Origin of the sequence: Methylobacterium amylolyticum (assembly GCF_030700245.1) — a bacterium.
Lineage (GTDB): Bacteria > Pseudomonadota > Alphaproteobacteria > Rhizobiales > Beijerinckiaceae > Methylobacterium.
On the sequence record NZ_JAUYZI010000064.1, the window covers coordinates 1 to 14,850 of the forward strand.

General features: G+C 70.1%; 14 protein-coding genes and 2 tRNA genes. 5 read left to right on the forward strand and 11 right to left on the reverse strand.

Annotation, left to right across the window (positions count from 1 at the left end; translation table 11 throughout):
• Nucleotides 1–222 precede the first annotated feature (222 nt).
• On the forward strand, nucleotides 223–1,266 hold the full coding sequence (locus Q8W71_RS28390; protein ID WP_305524651.1) for an IS110 family RNA-guided transposase: 1,044 nt from the start codon (nucleotides 223–225) through the stop codon (nucleotides 1,264–1,266).
• Nucleotides 1,267–1,538: 272 nt separating this feature from the next.
• Here the strand turns inward: Q8W71_RS28390 and Q8W71_RS28395 are convergent, their stop codons facing one another.
• Nucleotides 1,539–2,105 (reverse strand): GNAT family N-acetyltransferase, encoded by a 567-nt coding sequence (locus Q8W71_RS28395; protein WP_305528757.1) that lies wholly within the window; start codon nucleotides 2,103–2,105, stop codon nucleotides 1,539–1,541.
• A gap of 3 nt (nucleotides 2,106–2,108) precedes the next feature.
• A complete protein-coding gene (locus Q8W71_RS28400) occupies nucleotides 2,109–2,339 on the reverse strand; it encodes a hypothetical protein (RefSeq protein WP_305528758.1) in 231 nt (76 codons plus the stop codon).
• Between the two features lie 62 nt (nucleotides 2,340–2,401).
• Between Q8W71_RS28400 and Q8W71_RS28405 the strand changes: the two genes are divergently transcribed.
• A complete protein-coding gene (locus Q8W71_RS28405; RefSeq protein WP_305528759.1) occupies nucleotides 2,402–2,665 on the forward strand; it encodes a hypothetical protein in 264 nt (87 codons plus the stop codon).
• Here Q8W71_RS28405 and Q8W71_RS28410 read toward each other — a convergent pair.
• The 8 genes from Q8W71_RS28410 to Q8W71_RS28445 form a co-directional block, all read right to left on the reverse strand.
• On the reverse strand, nucleotides 2,659–2,844 hold the full coding sequence (locus tag Q8W71_RS28410; protein WP_305528760.1) for a hypothetical protein: 186 nt from the start codon (nucleotides 2,842–2,844) through the stop codon (nucleotides 2,659–2,661). The genes Q8W71_RS28405 and Q8W71_RS28410 overlap by 7 nt on opposite strands.
• A gap of 192 nt (nucleotides 2,845–3,036) precedes the next feature.
• Complete coding sequence (locus tag Q8W71_RS28415) at nucleotides 3,037–3,366, reverse strand: hypothetical protein (RefSeq protein WP_305528761.1); 330 nt, start codon at nucleotides 3,364–3,366, stop codon at nucleotides 3,037–3,039.
• 533 nt (nucleotides 3,367–3,899) lie between these two features.
• Nucleotides 3,900–3,975 (reverse strand) — tRNA-Val (locus tag Q8W71_RS28420).
• 134 nt (nucleotides 3,976–4,109) lie between these two features.
• Nucleotides 4,110–6,536: an endopeptidase La gene (gene lon, locus Q8W71_RS28425; RefSeq protein WP_305528762.1), complete on the reverse strand. Its 2,427-nt coding sequence runs from the start codon at nucleotides 6,534–6,536 to the stop codon at nucleotides 4,110–4,112.
• A 251-nt stretch (nucleotides 6,537–6,787) separates the two neighbouring features.
• Nucleotides 6,788–8,059, reverse strand: coding sequence for an ATP-dependent Clp protease ATP-binding subunit ClpX (gene clpX / locus Q8W71_RS28430; protein WP_010684321.1), 1,272 nt, complete (start codon nucleotides 8,057–8,059; stop codon nucleotides 6,788–6,790).
• Nucleotides 8,060–8,250: 191 nt separating this feature from the next.
• The gene (locus Q8W71_RS28435) at nucleotides 8,251–8,877 is read right to left on the reverse strand and encodes an ATP-dependent Clp protease proteolytic subunit (protein WP_305528763.1); all 627 of its coding nucleotides are present in this window, start codon (nucleotides 8,875–8,877) and stop codon (nucleotides 8,251–8,253) included.
• A gap of 126 nt (nucleotides 8,878–9,003) precedes the next feature.
• Nucleotides 9,004–10,389 carry a trigger factor gene (gene tig, locus Q8W71_RS28440; protein ID WP_305528764.1) on the reverse strand — a complete coding sequence of 462 codons (1,386 nt, stop codon included), beginning with the start codon at nucleotides 10,387–10,389 and terminating at the stop codon, nucleotides 9,004–9,006.
• Between the two features lie 133 nt (nucleotides 10,390–10,522).
• Nucleotides 10,523–10,607, reverse strand: a tRNA-Leu gene (locus Q8W71_RS28445).
• 174 nt (nucleotides 10,608–10,781) lie between these two features.
• Here Q8W71_RS28445 and Q8W71_RS28450 point away from each other — a divergent pair.
• Complete coding sequence (locus Q8W71_RS28450) at nucleotides 10,782–12,296, forward strand: multicopper oxidase family protein (protein ID WP_305528765.1); 1,515 nt, start codon at nucleotides 10,782–10,784, stop codon at nucleotides 12,294–12,296.
• Nucleotides 12,297–12,354: 58 nt separating this feature from the next.
• On the opposite strand, the gene Q8W71_RS28455 is transcribed toward Q8W71_RS28450, so the two are convergent.
• The gene (locus tag Q8W71_RS28455) at nucleotides 12,355–13,860 is read right to left on the reverse strand and encodes an NAD(P)H-hydrate dehydratase (protein WP_305528766.1); all 1,506 of its coding nucleotides are present in this window, start codon (nucleotides 13,858–13,860) and stop codon (nucleotides 12,355–12,357) included.
• Between the two features lie 204 nt (nucleotides 13,861–14,064).
• Here Q8W71_RS28455 and Q8W71_RS28460 point away from each other — a divergent pair, with 204 nt between their 5' ends.
• Complete coding sequence (locus Q8W71_RS28460) at nucleotides 14,065–14,403, forward strand: P-II family nitrogen regulator (protein WP_305528767.1); 339 nt, start codon at nucleotides 14,065–14,067, stop codon at nucleotides 14,401–14,403.
• Between the two features lie 195 nt (nucleotides 14,404–14,598).
• Nucleotides 14,599–14,775, forward strand: a complete 177-nt coding sequence (locus Q8W71_RS28465) for a DUF2735 domain-containing protein (protein ID WP_305528768.1) — start codon at nucleotides 14,599–14,601, stop codon at nucleotides 14,773–14,775.
• Nucleotides 14,776–14,850 lie beyond the last annotated feature (75 nt).

Consider the following 14,850-nt stretch of genomic DNA (forward strand, 5'->3'; position numbering starts at 1 on the left):
GCCCTGGGTCGTACGTCATCTCCATCGGTTTGCCGGTTGACCGGTCGGACCGATGATGGAGGGCGGCCGGCGAGATCGCTCCTGGGTGGACCGCGAGGTCGCAAGCAATCTGGATCCGCCGGCCGTCCCTCCGCGGTCTTGAGCACGAACGGTAGAGCGGGAGCAGCCCGAGCCTACGATCCGGTGCCAGAGGACCTCGCCTCTCTCGCGAAAGGTCTCGCCATGGTAGCCTCCGTCCAGCCCAGCGCAACGTCCCGCGCCGGAACGTCCCCCGCCACGCCCTTCCCCACGCCCTTCCCCACGCCGCCTGCTCCGTCCCCCGCTCCCTCGCCTGCGGCCCGCTTCGTCGGCGCCGACGTGTCCAAGGCCTGGGTCGATCTCGCCGACACCACCGGCCGCAGCCTGCGCACCGCCAACACCCCCGAGGCCCTGGCGGCGGCGTTCGCCGGCCCCTGGGCGCCCGCCGCCTGCGCCGCCCTCGCCTACGAGCCCACCGGCGGCTACGAGCGCCCGCTGCTGGCCGCCGCCCAGAGCCTCGGTCTGCCGATCCGCCGCCTCCACCCCAACCGCGCCCGCGCGTTCGCCCGCGCCACGGGCCGGCTGGCCAAGACCGACCGGATCGACGCCGCCGTCCTGGCGGGGCTGGCCGCCTTCACCGCAGACGAGGCCGCCGTGCCCCCGCCCAGCCCGGCCCAGCGCGCCCTGGCCGAGCTGATGGCCCGCCTCACCCAGCTCAAGGACCAGCGCCACGCCGAGCGCTGCCGGGCCGAGCGCGCCGAGAGCCCGGCCGTGCGCGCCTCGATCGCGGCCTGCCTCGCCGTGATCGAGGCGCAGATCGCCGCGATGACCCAAGCCCTCGACGCCGCCATCGCCGCCGACGCCGACCTCGCCCGCAAGGCCGCCCTGCTGCGCTCGTGCAAGGGCGTCGGCCCGCGCGCCTGTCAGGCCGTCCTCGCCTGGCTGCCCGAGATCGGCACCCTCAACCGCCGCACCGTCGCCGCCCTCGTGGGCGTCGCCCCCATCACCCGCCACAGCGGCTCGGCCCTGCGCGCCGCCGCCATCGCCGGCGGCCGCAAGCCCCTGCGCGACGTGCTGTTCATGGCAGCGCTGACCGCAAGCCGCCACAACCCCACCTTCACGGCCGTCTACGACCGCCTGCGCGCCGACGGCAAACCCCACAAGCTCGCCCTCATCGCCGTCCTGCGGAAGCTCGTCACCGTCCTCAACGCGATGATCCGAGCCGGAAAGCCCTTCAAACCCGCTTGACCCGAGACACGGTAGATCGCTTCGCCTGCGGCTCGCGATGACGGCGCGGGGCCGGATCACCGAACGGTTCAGACGGAACCAGTATCAGAGCGCCGCGCGAAGGGAAAAACCGCCGTCGCTCGCCATTTCGAGCGCTCGAATGCCCGGGCTTCCAAAGAAAGGATGGGAGGCTGTTCCGCGCACGTTCCTCGCCGCCTCATGCTTCAGTTTGACGGGTTTGCCGCCAGGGCCGCACTTCGAAGCAGCGGCATGTCGGCAGGTGTCGCGGGCGGTCAAACGGAAGCCGGGTCAGCCCAGTGAAAGCGCAGCGCGGGGAATGCCCCTCCTCCGGGCGGCTCGTGCATCACCCTCTCGACAACGACGCCGCCCATCCGCGCGTAGAACCGTCTTGCGGGTAGGTTTTCCTCAAAGCACCACAGATACAGGCCTGCACCCGGGTATCGTTTCAGCGACCAACGTGCGGCTGATTTGAGCAGCAACGCGCCGAGACCCCGTCCCTTACATTCGGGGAGCACGTGCAAGTTATCGACCAACGTTCCCCATCGCTCTTCCTCATCTCCAACAGCACACACGAAGCCCACGGGATCGCCGTCGAATACTACTATGATAATAAGCTCTCCTGAGCTCTTCCTTCGCAAGCGCTCGGCCCAAAAGGTAATTCGATCTTCTTCGATTTGATCAGATAGATAGTCTGGATGAAGAATGTCGCGATAGGCGCTTCTCCAACTCGTGGTCTGGATTTGGGCAATCAGCGCTTCGTCTGCTGCTGTGGCCATACGCGAGAGCATGACTGGAACTCGACTTCCTATGGGCTGACCGTAAACAGCCTCGACCGCCATCGCTCACGAATCCGGGGCAGCCATGGGTCCAGCATGGCGCCCGGAACTCAACCCCGCCGCCAGCTCCCGCCCCTCGACCACATCGCGGAGATGCTCCGGCGCATGGCGTCCGTCGACGTCCTCGACGATGCGCTCTGTGGTGCCGAGCGCCCGGGCCATCTTGCCGAACGGCACCCCGTCCATCCCGGCCCGCGTCGCGACGGTGTCTCGCAGGATATGCGGCGTGTCGGCCAAGTCGGCTTGGAACGCCTCGGCCCCACACCACATCGTATAGACCGACCTCTTGGAGGCCGACCATGTACGCGTGGATCCACACCATCCGGCTCTGGCTCTGGCGCCGGCAGGTACGGATGATGGAGCGGGATTGCCGTCCCTCCGGCACGAGCGACGGCGACTGGATCGGCGCGAACGTCGCGGCCTCCGCCGCCAGCTCCGGTGCCGGGGCGGGGAGCCAAGCCGGCATGCATCATGGCTTCACGGCCTGCGAGAGTGGTGGGATTTCCTACACCGACACCGGATCGTGCGGCTCGGCTGGCGGCGATGCCGGCGGGAGCTACTGACCCGCTCCATCCCCGTCCTTCTCGGGCTTCGGCTTGCCGCGCAGCCGACGCCACCCCCGGGCGATCAGGTCGCCGAGATCGCTGAAGAACGACAGGAATTCGGCCGCCCGCCCGACGAAGAGCAGGATCCGGAGCAGGACGCGGCCGAGAAAGACGATCCCCTCCAGCAGATCGCTCACGGCACCGCTCGACGGCTGGGCAACGGCGAATCCCTGCGGATGAAGGCCGTCACCATGGCTACCACAGTACGATCGTGTCGAGCCCGACCTCTTCGTCATCAGAATGGTACAGCTTTGATCAGCCCGCCCCGTTCGCCGCGGCGGGCTCTGTCCATGGCCGGTCGCCCGCCATTGACGGCGGACGACTGCCGATCAGCAGCTCAACTTCCGACCTTCCGCCATCCCGACCTTCCGGTAATGCTCCAACCCGGACTTGATCGCCCGACCGATGACCGCCCGGCGCACGTCAGGATTGCAGCGCAGATACTCCTGCTCGTTGAACGCGTAGTCGCCGCGCCCGCCCCTCGGACCGCGATCGTAGTCGCGTCCGTAGTCGCCGCGATCCCGATACCCGTAATCCCGGTCCCGTCCATAATCGCCCCGGTCGTAGCCGTAGTCGCGGCCGCCGTAGGGCTGTGCGAAGGCCGGAACCGCGCTGCTCAGCAGCGTCAGGCCCAGGACGGTCGCAGAAATCACCTTCATCTGGCACTCCTCACCTTGGAGAGTCGAGAACGTTCGGGGCCGACGGTGGTTCGATGAAGCGACCGTCCCGGCGATCGATCACCGCCACCGTTGCCCTTGCCACCGATCGCCAAGTCGCCGGCCACCGGATCGTCGAGGTAGGCCCAACTGCCGCGTCCACCGGGCCGCCGACGGGCACCGCCTTGCTGCGGAGGTCGCCCACGGCGGGCATCTCGACAGCCATGCCGCGGCCCAGAAAACCGGGAGTCTCAGAGAACAATGGGAGAGCCGAGAGCCGCTGCGGCCACGGTACACGACAGATTGGAGTTTACGTCGGCCGATCCTACCAATCCCCTCATCCTGACGTGCCCCTTGCCTCGGCAAGAGGCCTCGAAGGAGCCCTCCAGCCAACCGCGCGATCCCTGGGGGTCTCCTTCGAGGCCCGCTCGCGCGGGCACCTCAGGATGAGGGACAGGGTCGGAAACGCCCCTCGGTTCGCCGCGTCGTGTGCCGTGCGCTGCGGCGTCAAGTTCAGGCCATGTCATCGATATCGTTGGTGGGCGGTGAGGGACTCGAACCCCCGACCCTCTCCGTGTAAAGGAGACGCTCTACCAACTGAGCTAACCGCCCGGGCGGCGCAGCGATACGGCATCGAGCGGCCCCGGTGCAAGGGCCCGGCTTGACCCCGCGCCGGGATCCCGGCGGCCGTCAAAAAGAAACCCCCGGAGCGGGCTCCGGGGGTCTCGCGCATCGAAACAGGGCCGTCAGTGGGCGACGAAGGCGGCGCCGTCCTCGTCGGGCCGGGCGGGCTTGACCGCCGGCAGCGGCTCGTCCCACTCGATCGGCTCGGGCTGGCGGACGAGGGCGCGCTCGAGCACCTGATCCATCCGCGACACCGGAACGATCTCCAGGCCGTTCTTCACGCTGTCGGGCACCTCGGCGATGTCCTTGGCGTTCTCCTCGGGGATCAGCACCGTCTTGATGCCGCCGCGCAGCGCCGCGAGCAGCTTCTCCTTGAGGCCGCCGATCGGCAGCACCCGGCCGCGCAGGGTGACCTCGCCGGTCATCGCCACCTCGCGGCGCACCGGGATGCCGGTGAGCGTCGAGATGATGGCGGTGGCCATCGCGATGCCCGCGGACGGGCCGTCCTTCGGGGTCGCCCCCTCCGGCACGTGGACGTGGATGTCGCGCCGCTCGAACAGCGGCGGCTCGATGCCGAAATCGAGGGCCCGGGAGCGCACGTAGCTCGCCGCCGCCGAGATCGACTCCTTCATCACGTCCTTCAGGTTGCCCGTGACGGTCATCTTGCCCTTGCCGGGCATCATGACGCCCTCGATCGTCAGCAGCTCGCCGCCGACCTCGGTCCAGGCCAGACCGGTGACCACGCCGACCTGATCGTCCGGATCGATCTCGCCGTAGCGGAACTTCGGCGGGCCGAGGAAGGTCGGCAGGTTGTCGGGGTTGGCCGCGACCGACTTGGTCTTGGTGATCAGGATCTCCTTCACCGCCTTGCGGGCGAGGTTGGAGATCTCCCGCTCCAGGTTGCGCACGCCGGCCTCCCGCGTGTAGCGGCGGACCAGCATCATCAGCCCCTCGTCGGTGATCGACCACTCCTTGGCGTCGAGCCCGTGCTTCTTCATCGCGTTCGGGATCAGGTGCTTGCGCGCGATCTCGACCTTTTCTTCCTCGGTGTAGCCCGCGATCCGGATGATCTCCATCCGGTCCATGAGCGGGCCGGGGATGTTGAGCGTGTTGGCGGTGGTGACGAACATCACGTTCGACAGGTCGTAATCGACCTCGAGGTAGTGGTCGTTGAACGTCGCGTTCTGCTCCGGATCCAGCACCTCCAGAAGCGCCGCGGACGGGTCGCCGCGGAAGTCCATGCCCATCTTGTCGATCTCGTCGAGCAGGATGAGCGGGTTGGAGGTCTTGGCCTTGCGCATCGACTGGACGATCTTGCCGGGCATCGAGCCGATATAGGTCCGGCGGTGACCGCGGATCTCGGCCTCGTCGCGCACGCCGCCGAGCGACATGCGCACGAACTCGCGGCCGGTGGCCTTGGCGATCGACTTGCCGAGCGAGGTCTTGCCGACGCCGGGCGGGCCGACGAGGCAGAGGATCGGGCCGGTGAGCTTGTTCGCCCGCTGCTGCACGGCGAGGTACTCGACGATCCGCTCCTTGACCTTGTCGAGGCCGAAATGGTCCTCGTCGAGGAGCACCTGGGCGCCGAGCAGATCCTTCTTGATCTTCGAGCGCTTGCCCCACGGGATGCCGAGCATCCAGTCGAGGTAGTTGCGCACGACCGTGGCCTCGGCCGACATCGGCGACATCTGGCGCAGCTTCTTCAGCTCGGCGGTGGCCTTCTCGCGGGCTTCCTTCGAGAGCTTGGTCTTCTCGATCTTCTCTTCAAGCTCGGCCAGCTCGTCGCGGCCGTCCTCGCTGTCGCCCAGCTCCTTCTGGATCGCCTTCATCTGCTCGTTGAGGTAGTACTCGCGCTGGGTCTTCTCCATCTGCCGCTTGACGCGGGTGCGGATGCGCTTCTCGACCTGCAACACCGAGATCTCGCTCTCCATCAGCGACAGCACCTTCTCCAGGCGCTGGGCGACGGTCGACATCTCCAGGATGCCCTGCTTGTCGGCGATCTTGACGAGCAGGTGCGAGCCAATCGTGTCGGCGAGCTTGGACGGCTCGTCGATCTGGGTCACGGCGGAGACGACCTCGGGGGAGATCTTCTTGTTGAGCTTGACGTAGTTCTCGAACTCCGAGAGCACCGACCGGGCCAGCGCCTCGGCCTCGACGCGGTCGCCGAGCTCGTCGTGCAGCACCTGCGCGGTGGCCTCGTAATACTCGTCCGAGCGGGTGAACGCGCCGATGCTGGCGCGGCCGACGCCCTCGACCAGCACCTTCACGGTGCCGTCGGGCAGCTTCAGGAGCTGGAGCACGCTGGCGAGCGTGCCGATCTTGTAGATCGCGTCGGTGGCCGGGTCGTCGTCGCCGGCGTTGATCTGGGTGGCGAGCAGGATGTGGCGGTCGGAGCGGACCGCCTCCTCCAGCGCGCGGATCGACTTCTCGCGCCCGACGAACAGCGGCACGATCATGTGCGGGAACACGACGATGTCGCGCAGCGGCAGGACGGCGTAGGAGCCCGTCGAGCCCGGGACGGCCGGCTGGCGCGATTTCGACTGGGTCATGTCTGATTCCTCATCAGGGACGCCCGGCAGCGTGCTCCTCCGGAACCGGAGCAAGCCTCCTGCCAGGGCCGACCGGGCCGCGAGGGTCGGGAGACGTAAACTGTGCGGCTGGCGACGCGGCACCGCGCCTCGAAGGAGCGTGCGGCCACCGCGCTAGGCCTGAAATGGCGGTCGGGAGGGTCGTTTTCAAGACGCCTCCCGACACCCGCCCGGCCCGCGGCCGGACGGAGAACAACAGATGCGCCAGGGACTTAGGCGCTGACGCTGGCCGGCGCGTCCTTGTTGCGGTCGCCGTGGATGTAGAGCGGGCGCGACTTGCCCTCGACCACCTCCGGACCGATCACGACCTGCTCCACGGATTCCAGGCCCGGCAGGTCGTACATCGTGTCGAGCAGGATGGTCTCCAGGATCGAGCGCAGGCCGCGGGCGCCGGTCTTGCGCTCGATCGCCTTGCGGGCGACGAGCGACAGGGCCTCGTCCTGGAACGTCAGGTCGACGTTCTCCATCTCGAACAGGCGCTGGTACTGCTTGACCAGCGCGTTCTTCGGCTCCTGCAGGATCTTCTTGAGCGCGGCCTCGTCGAGGTCCTCCAGCGTCGCCAGCACCGGCAAACGGCCGACGAACTCGGGGATCAGGCCGAACTTCAGCAGGTCCTCGGGCTCGACCGAGCGGAAGATCTCGCCGGTGCGGCGGTCGTCGGGGGCCTGCACGGTCGCGCCGAAGCCGATCGAGGTGCCCTTGCCGCGCTGGGAGATGATCCGTTCGAGCCCGGCGAAGGCGCCGCCGCAGATGAACAGGATGTTGGTGGTGTCGACCTGGAGGAACTCCTGCTGCGGGTGCTTGCGGCCGCCCTGCGGAGGAACGCTGGCGACGGTGCCCTCCATGATCTTCAGGAGCGCCTGCTGCACGCCCTCGCCCGACACGTCGCGGGTGATCGACGGGTTGTCGGACTTGCGGGAGATCTTGTCGATCTCGTCGATGTAGACGATGCCGCGCTGCGCCCGCTCGACATTGTAGTCCGACGCCTGGAGCAGCTTGAGGATGATGTTCTCGACGTCCTCGCCGACGTAGCCGGCCTCGGTGAGCGTGGTGGCGTCGGCCATCGTGAACGGCACGTCGAGGATGCGGGCGAGCGTCTGCGCGAGCAGCGTCTTGCCCGAGCCGGTCGGCCCGATCAGCATGATGTTGGACTTGGCCAGCTCGACGTCGTTGTGCTTCGTCGCGTGGGCGAGCCGCTTGTAGTGGTTGTGCACCGCGACCGACAGCACCTTCTTGGCGAAGTCCTGGCCGATGACGTAGTCGTCGAGGACGCGGCGGATCTCCTTCGGGGTCGGCACCCCGTCGCGGCTCTTCACCAGCGAGGATTTCGACTCCTCGCGGATGATGTCCATGCACAGCTCGACGCACTCGTCGCAGATGAACACCGTCGGGCCGGCGATGAGCTTGCGGACCTCATGCTGGCTCTTGCCGCAGAACGAGCAATACAGCGTGCTCTTGGAGTCGTTGCCGCCAGTCTTGCTCATCATCGGTCTCCGATTCCCCGCGCGCGCAGCCGGCTAAGGGCGCGCGCGCATCGCATGAACGTAAGGGGGGCCGCTTAAAGAAACAGTGTGCTGTGCGCCTTTGACCGGGGGGCCATGTGCCCGATGCAAACACGCTGCCGCGGCGGGATCAAGGCCGCGGCAGGGCCGGGCCGCGGCCTCGATCCGCGCGGTCAGGCAGCGGCGGGCTCGGGCCGCTTCTGGATGACCTCGTCGATCAGGCCGAACTCCTTGGCCGCGTCGGCGGTCATGAAGTTGTCGCGCTCCAGCGCCTGATGGATCGCCTCGTACTCCCGGCCGGTGTGCTTCACGTAGATCTCGTTGAGGCGGCGCTTCAGCGCCTCGATCTCGCGGGCGTGGATCAGGATGTCGGTGGCCTGCCCCTGGAAGCCGCCGGACGGCTGGTGGACCATGATCCGGGCGTTCGGCAGGGCGAAGCGGTGGCCCGGCTCGCCGGCGGTGAGCAGCAGCGAGCCCATCGAGGCGGCCTGCCCGACGCAGAGCGTCGTGACCGGGCAGCGGATGAACTGCATCGTGTCGTAGATCGACAGGCCCGAGGTGACCACGCCGCCGGGCGAGTTGATGTAGAAGGAGATCTCCTTCTTGGGGTTCTCGGCCTCGAGGAACAGGAGCTGGGCGACGATCAGCGATGCGCCGTAATCTTCCACGGGCCCCGTCAGAAAGATAATCCGCTCGCGCAGCAGCCGGGAGTAGATGTCGAACGCGCGCTCGCCGCGGCTCGACTGCTCGACCACCATCGGCACGAGGGCGTTGTTGTAGACGTCGATCGGGTCTCTCATCACATCCTGCCCCGGGGTGGGGCCCGACGCCCGCGCGAATCGCGCGGGGCCGGGCATGTCAGCGAACAACGGCGATGCTTAACCATCGCCTAACCCTGTGCCCGCCGCCCTGGGGAGGCGCGGGACTCAGGCGGTGGCGTCGGCCGGCTTGTCGCCGGTCGTCTCCGCGTCCTCGTCGTCGGCGAACAGCGCCTCCTTCGAGACCGGCTCCTCGACGAGTTTGACCTGCCCGAGGACGTGGTCAACCACCTTCTCCTCGAACAGCGGCGCCCGGAGTTCGGCGAGCGCCTGCGAGTTCTTCCGGTAGAAGTCCCAGACCTGCTGCTCCTGGCCCGGGAACTGCCGGACCCGGGCGATGAGGGCCTGGTTCACCTCCTCGTCGGAGACCTTGATATCGGCGCTCTCGCCGACCTGCGCAAGCACGAGACCGAGGCGCACGCGCCGCTCGGCGATCTTGCGGTACTCGGCCTGCGCCTTCTCCTCGGTGGTGTCCTCGTCCTCGAAGGTCTTGCCGCGGGTCTTCAGGTCCTGCTCGACCTGCGCCCACACGGCGGCGAATTCCTGCGCGACGAGGGAGGGCGGCAGCTCGAAGGCGTACTTGCCGTCCAGCGCGTCGAGCAGCTCCTTCTTGAGCCGGCGCCGCGAGGCGGCCTCGTAATCCGAGCCGATCGCCTTGCCGACCGCCTCCTTGAGCTTGTCGAGGGATTCGAGGCCCATGGTCTTGGCGAATTCGTCGTCGACCGTCGCCTCGCCGGGCTCCTGGATCTTGGTGACGGTCACGTCGAACTCGGCCGCCTTGCCGGCGAGGTGCTCGGCGCCGTAGGCCTCGGGGAAGGTCACCTTGACGACCCGCGCCTCGCCGACCTTGGCGCCGACGAGCTGCTCCTCGAAGCCGGGGATGAACGAGCCCGAGCCGAGTTCGAGGTCGACGCCCTCGCCCTTGCCGCCCTGGAACTCCTCGCCGTCGATGCGGCCGACGAAATCGATGGTCGCGCGGTCGCCGCTCTGCGCCTCGGCGCCCTCGGACCGCTCGGTGAACGGGCGGCTCTGGCCGGCCATCCGCTCCAGCGCCTCGTTGACCTCCGTGTCGGAGGGCGCGGCGACGAGCTTCTTCAGGCTCACGTCCGAGAGGTCGGCGAGCTCGAAGGTCGGCATGACCTCCAGCGCCACCTTGAAGGCGAGGTCGGCCTTGGCGTCGAGCGCCTTCTCGACCTCGGCCTGGTCGGTCGGGAACTCGACCTGCGGCTCCAGGGCGAGCTTGAGGCCGTTGTCGGTGACGATCTTGCGGTTGGCCTCGTTGACGGCGTTCTGGACCACCTCGGCCATCACCGAGCGGCCGTAGACCTTGCGCAGGTGGGCGACCGGCACCTTGCCCGGGCGGAAGCCCTTGAGCTGCACCTTGTCCTTGAGGCCGGTCAGCTCGGTGGTCAGGCGCTCCTCGAGTTCCTGGGCGGCCAGGTGGACCTGAAACTCGCGCTTCAGCCCCTCGGCGTTGATCTCGGTCACCTGCATCGTCGTCGTCGCTCTTCCAGAATTCCTGTGGTCGCCCGGCCCCGTCCATAGGCCGGGGGGCGGCGTGTCCCGGGACCGAGCGTCGGCAGGCGGGATCGCGGCCGGTGCCGGCTCGCGCCGTTCCCGGACGTCCTGGTGCGGGCGGAGGGGCTCGAACCCCCACGTCTTGCGACACTGGAACCTAAATCCAGCGCGTCTACCAGTTCCGCCACGCCCGCGCGCGCCGACACCCGGCCCGTCGCCGGCCGCCGGAAGCGGGCCCTATAGCATGGTGCGCGAGGCCCGCAGCAAAAAAACGTCGGCCCCGCCGGCCCGGGTCCGCGGTCCGCCGCCGGTGGCGCGGGGGGCGGGGTGCGGCTATCAAGCGGACCGCCGCCAGTTCCCGAGGTCCCATGCCGCCCACCCCTCCCCCGCCGCCGACCGGACCGGATGCGGGCACGCCCTCGCGGCGGGCGCTGCTCGGCGCCGTCGCGGCCCTCGGGCTCCTCCCCCGTCCGGCCGGGGCGCAGGGCACCACGCCGTCCCCCGCCGCGACGCCCCCCGCCGCGAATCCCGCCGCGGCCGCGGGCGACGCACCGTCCGCCGAGGCGCCGCCGCTCACCGCGGCGCCGGGACGGATGCGGCTCCGGCCCGAGCCCGCCGCCGAGACCGCGGTGTGGTGCTTCGACGGCAAGACCGCCCCGCCGACCGTGCGGGTGAAGCTCGGCCAGCCGGTGCGGCTGCGCCTCGTCAACCGGACCGACAAGCCGCTCTCGCTGCACTGGCACGGGGTGCGCAACGTCAACGCCATGGACGGGGTCGGCGGCGTCACCCAGGCGCCGGTCGCCCCCGGCGGCGAGTTCCTCTACGCCTTCACGCCGCCCGACGCCGGCACCTTCCTGATCCGCACGCTCGTGGTCGGCGGATCGAGCGAGCCGTCGGGCCGCGGGCTCGCCGGCCTGCTCGTCGTCGAGGAGACGAAGCCGCCGGCGGTCGACGCCGACGTGGGCGTGCTGATGCAGGACTGGCGGCTCCAGGACGACGGTGCCCTGATGCCCTTCGGCCAGACCGCCTTCGCCGCCGCGAACGGCCGCCTCGGCAACCTCGTGACGATCAACGGCCGGCCGTCACCGGACGCCTTCGAGGCCCGCCCCGGCGCCCGGGTGCGGCTGCGGCTGGCCAACGGCTGCAACGCCCGGGCGACGCGGCTGCGGTTCGAGGGCGTCAAGGTCTACGTGGCGGCGGTCGACGGGCAGCCGACCGACACGTTCGAGCCGCTGCGGGCCACCCTGCCCTTCCCGCCCGGCACCCGCTACGACCTCCTCGTCGACCTGCCCGAGGAGGAGGGCGCCAAGGCCTCGGTGATGGCGCTGGTCGGCCAGGGGCTGACGCTCGCCACCGTCACCACGAAGGGCGCGAAGCTGACGGAGAAGCGGCCGCCGATCGGCCCGATCGGCGAGAACAAGCTGCTGCCGGCCGAGGTCAAGCTTCAGAACGCGATGCGCCGCGACGTGGTGATCACCGGCGGCGCGATCGTGCCGAAGGAGTCCAAGGACGCGGCCAAGGACAAGCCGCCGCCCGAGCCGGTCTATACCGGCGACCCGCAGAAGATCTGGGCCGTCAACGGCACCAGCGCCGCGGTCGGCATCGCGCCGATCTTCACGGTGAAGCGCGGGCAGGTCGTGGTGCTGGCCCTGCGCAACGAGACCGCCTTCCCGCAGGCGCTGCACCTGCACGGCCACTGCTTCCGCCTGCTGCACCCCCTCGACGACGGCTGGGAGCCCTACTGGCTCGACACCTTCCAGCTCCTCGAAGGGCGCACGGCGCGGATCGCGTTCCTGGCCAACAACCCGGGCCGCTGGCTGATCAGCGCGACGGTGCTGGAGCGGTTCGACACCGGGTTGTGGACGCTGTTCGAGGTGACCTGAGCGCTCGGGATCGCGCGTCGCGCGCGAGCGGCGCTCGAGCGCCGGACCCGCTCCGGGATCACCGCCCGGAATCGGCGGGGAGCAGGCCCGCCAGGACCAGCGGCATCAGCTCCGGGATGTCCTCGGCGATCAGGCCGGGGCCGTGGCGCAGGCCGGCGTCGCCGTGCAGCCAGACCGCGGCGGCGGCGGCCTCGTAGGTCGGCATGCCCTGGGCGAGGAGACCCGCGATCAGGCCGCCGAGGACGTCGCCCGACCCCGCCGTGCCGAGATAGGGCGTGCCGTGGTCGTTGATCGCCGCGCGCCCGTCGGGGGCGGCGATCACCGTGTCGGCGCCTTTCAGCACCACCACCGCACCGGTCAGGGCCGCGGCGGCCCGGGTCCGGGCGAGCTTGTCCCCGGCATCCGCCGCCGCCGTGCCGTCGAACAGGCGCGCGAACTCGCCTGCGTGCGGCGTCAGCACGGCCTGCGCGCCGCCGTCGGCGATGTGGGCGGCGAGCAGCGGCGCCCGGCCGGCGAAGCTCGTGAGCGCGTCCGCGTCGAGGACGAGCCCCCGGCCGGCGGCGGCCGCCACCGCAACGCGCTCCCGCGTCGGCTCGCCGATCCCGAGGCCGGGCCCGAGCAGGACGCTGTTCAGGCGCTCGTCGACCAGCATGTCGTCGAGGTCGTCGGCGGTCTCGCAGGGGCGCAGCATGATCGCGGTGAGCTGCGCCGCGTTCTCGGCGAGCGCCGCCTCGGGCGAGGCCAGGGTGACGAGGCCGGCGCCGACCCGCAGGGCGCCGCGGGCGGCGAGCCGCGCGGCGCCGGTCCGGGTCGCCGGCCCCGACAGCACCAGGGCGTGGCCGCGGGTGTACTTGTGGCTCTCGCCGGTGAGGTGCGGGAAGACGGGCCCCCACAGGTCGGGGCCGTTGCGGTGGAGGGCCGGCCCGCAGGCCGCGAGCCCCGCCGCGAACGCCGCCGCACCGGCGCCGATATCGGCCACGTGCAGGCGGCCGCAGAGGCCGCGGCCCGGCCGCAGCAGGTGGCCGGGCTTGAGGGTGACGAAGGTGACGGTCTCGGTGGCCCGCATCGCGGCGCCGCGCACCGCGCCGGTGTCGCCGTCGAGCCCGCTCGGCACGTCGACGGCCAGGACCGGCCGGCCGGCGGCGTTCACGGACTCGACCAGCGCGCGCGCGGCGCCGTCGATGTCGCGCGACAGGCCGGCGCCGAACAGGGCGTCGACGACGAGGTCCGCTTCGGGCAGGACATCTGGCGCGCCCTCGCGGACGGGACCGTTCCAGGCCCGGGCGGCCAGGGCTGCGTCGCCCTGGAGCGCGCCCCGGGATCCGAGCAGCACCAGCTCGACCGCGTAGCCCCCCTCGGCGAGGAGGCGGGCCGCCACGAAGCCGTCGCCGCCGTTGTTGCCGGGGCCGCACAGCACCAGCGCGCGCCCACCCGCCGGCAACAGCGCCCGGGCCCGGGCCGCGACCGCCGCGCCCGCCGCTTCCATGAGCGCGAGCCCGGGGGTGCCGGACGCGATCGCGGCGGCATCGACCTGTCCCATCGCCGCAACCGTCAGCAGCCGCATCCGATCCAACCCCTGTCCGGCCGTGCCCGCGCCCCGACCAGCCACTGCCTAAGATCGCGCCACATGTCGCCCGTTTGCCGCAAGGAGATGCGCAACTTGCACAACCATGAGGCACGATTGCCGCCATCTCCGTGAAAACGGCGTGGCGGAGGCGAAGGTGGAATGATAGAAATCTCAGGCAGGCGCAGGGCAGGCCCGATCGGCATGAAGAAGATCGAAGCGATCATCAAGCCTTTCAAGCTCGATGAGGTGAAGGAGGCCCTCCAGGAGGTCGGCCTCCAGGGCATCACCGTGATCGAGGCGAAGGGCTTCGGCCGCCAGAAGGGGCACACTGAGCTCTACCGCGGTGCCGAGTACGTGGTCGACTTCCTGCCCAAGGTGAAGCTGGAGATCGTGCTCTCCGACGCCCTGGTCGAGGGGGCCGTGGACGCGATCCGCAAGGCCGCGCAGACCGGCCGCATCGGCGACGGCAAGATCTTCGTCTCGTCGATCGAGGAGGCGATCCGCATCCGGACCGGCGAGACCGGCTCCGACGCGATCTGACCGGCCGCACACGACCCGTGGATCCGGCCGCGCGCCGGGCGACTGCCCGAGAATCCTTCCTGTGCCCAAGAATCCATCCTGCACGAATGTCCGGCAAAGCGCCGCCGGACCGTGGAGTGCGCGCGAACGCCACCTTACATGGTCGGGACGGGCGGCCGGATCGGTCGCGCCGAGCCCGATCATGGAGTGCGTACGATGGCGCAGACGGATCCGCGCGACACGGCGAAGATCGTCGATCTGACCGCGTTCCGGCGCGCCCGCGCCGTCCGGGCCGGCGCGCTCCCGGCCAAGCCCGAGCGCCAGCCGGCCATGGGCGGCGGCGCGTGGTATCACGAGGCCGCCATCCGCGACGAGGACCGCAGCCGGACCTGACCGGCCTCCGACGCGGGAAAGCCGGGCGCTGGGCCCGGCTTCCGGAGTGTCTGTGCCGGGAGCGGGCCGCGACGC

Coding starts and splice junctions, on each gene's coding strand:
- lon (WP_305528762.1), bottom strand. CDS start 6,536: ATGACCCAGTCGAAATCGCGCCAGCCGGCCGTCCCGGGCTCGACGGGC.
- Q8W71_RS28405 (WP_305528759.1), top strand. CDS start 2,402: ATGTACGCGTGGATCCACACCATCCGGCTCTGGCTCTGGCGCCGGCAG.
- tig (WP_305528764.1), bottom strand. CDS start 10,389: ATGCAGGTGACCGAGATCAACGCCGAGGGGCTGAAGCGCGAGTTTCAG.
- Q8W71_RS28460 (WP_305528767.1), top strand. CDS start 14,065: ATGAAGAAGATCGAAGCGATCATCAAGCCTTTCAAGCTCGATGAGGTG.
- Q8W71_RS28435 (WP_305528763.1), bottom strand. CDS start 8,877: ATGAGAGACCCGATCGACGTCTACAACAACGCCCTCGTGCCGATGGTG.
- Q8W71_RS28450 (WP_305528765.1), top strand. CDS start 10,782: ATGCCGCCCACCCCTCCCCCGCCGCCGACCGGACCGGATGCGGGCACG.
- Q8W71_RS28455 (WP_305528766.1), bottom strand. CDS start 13,860: ATGCGGCTGCTGACGGTTGCGGCGATGGGACAGGTCGATGCCGCCGCG.
- Q8W71_RS28390 (WP_305524651.1), top strand. CDS start 223: ATGGTAGCCTCCGTCCAGCCCAGCGCAACGTCCCGCGCCGGAACGTCC.
- Q8W71_RS28395 (WP_305528757.1), bottom strand. CDS start 2,105: ATGGCGGTCGAGGCTGTTTACGGTCAGCCCATAGGAAGTCGAGTTCCA.
- clpX (WP_010684321.1), bottom strand. CDS start 8,059: ATGAGCAAGACTGGCGGCAACGACTCCAAGAGCACGCTGTATTGCTCG.
- Q8W71_RS28415 (WP_305528761.1), bottom strand. CDS start 3,366: ATGAAGGTGATTTCTGCGACCGTCCTGGGCCTGACGCTGCTGAGCAGC.
- Q8W71_RS28465 (WP_305528768.1), top strand. CDS start 14,599: ATGGCGCAGACGGATCCGCGCGACACGGCGAAGATCGTCGATCTGACC.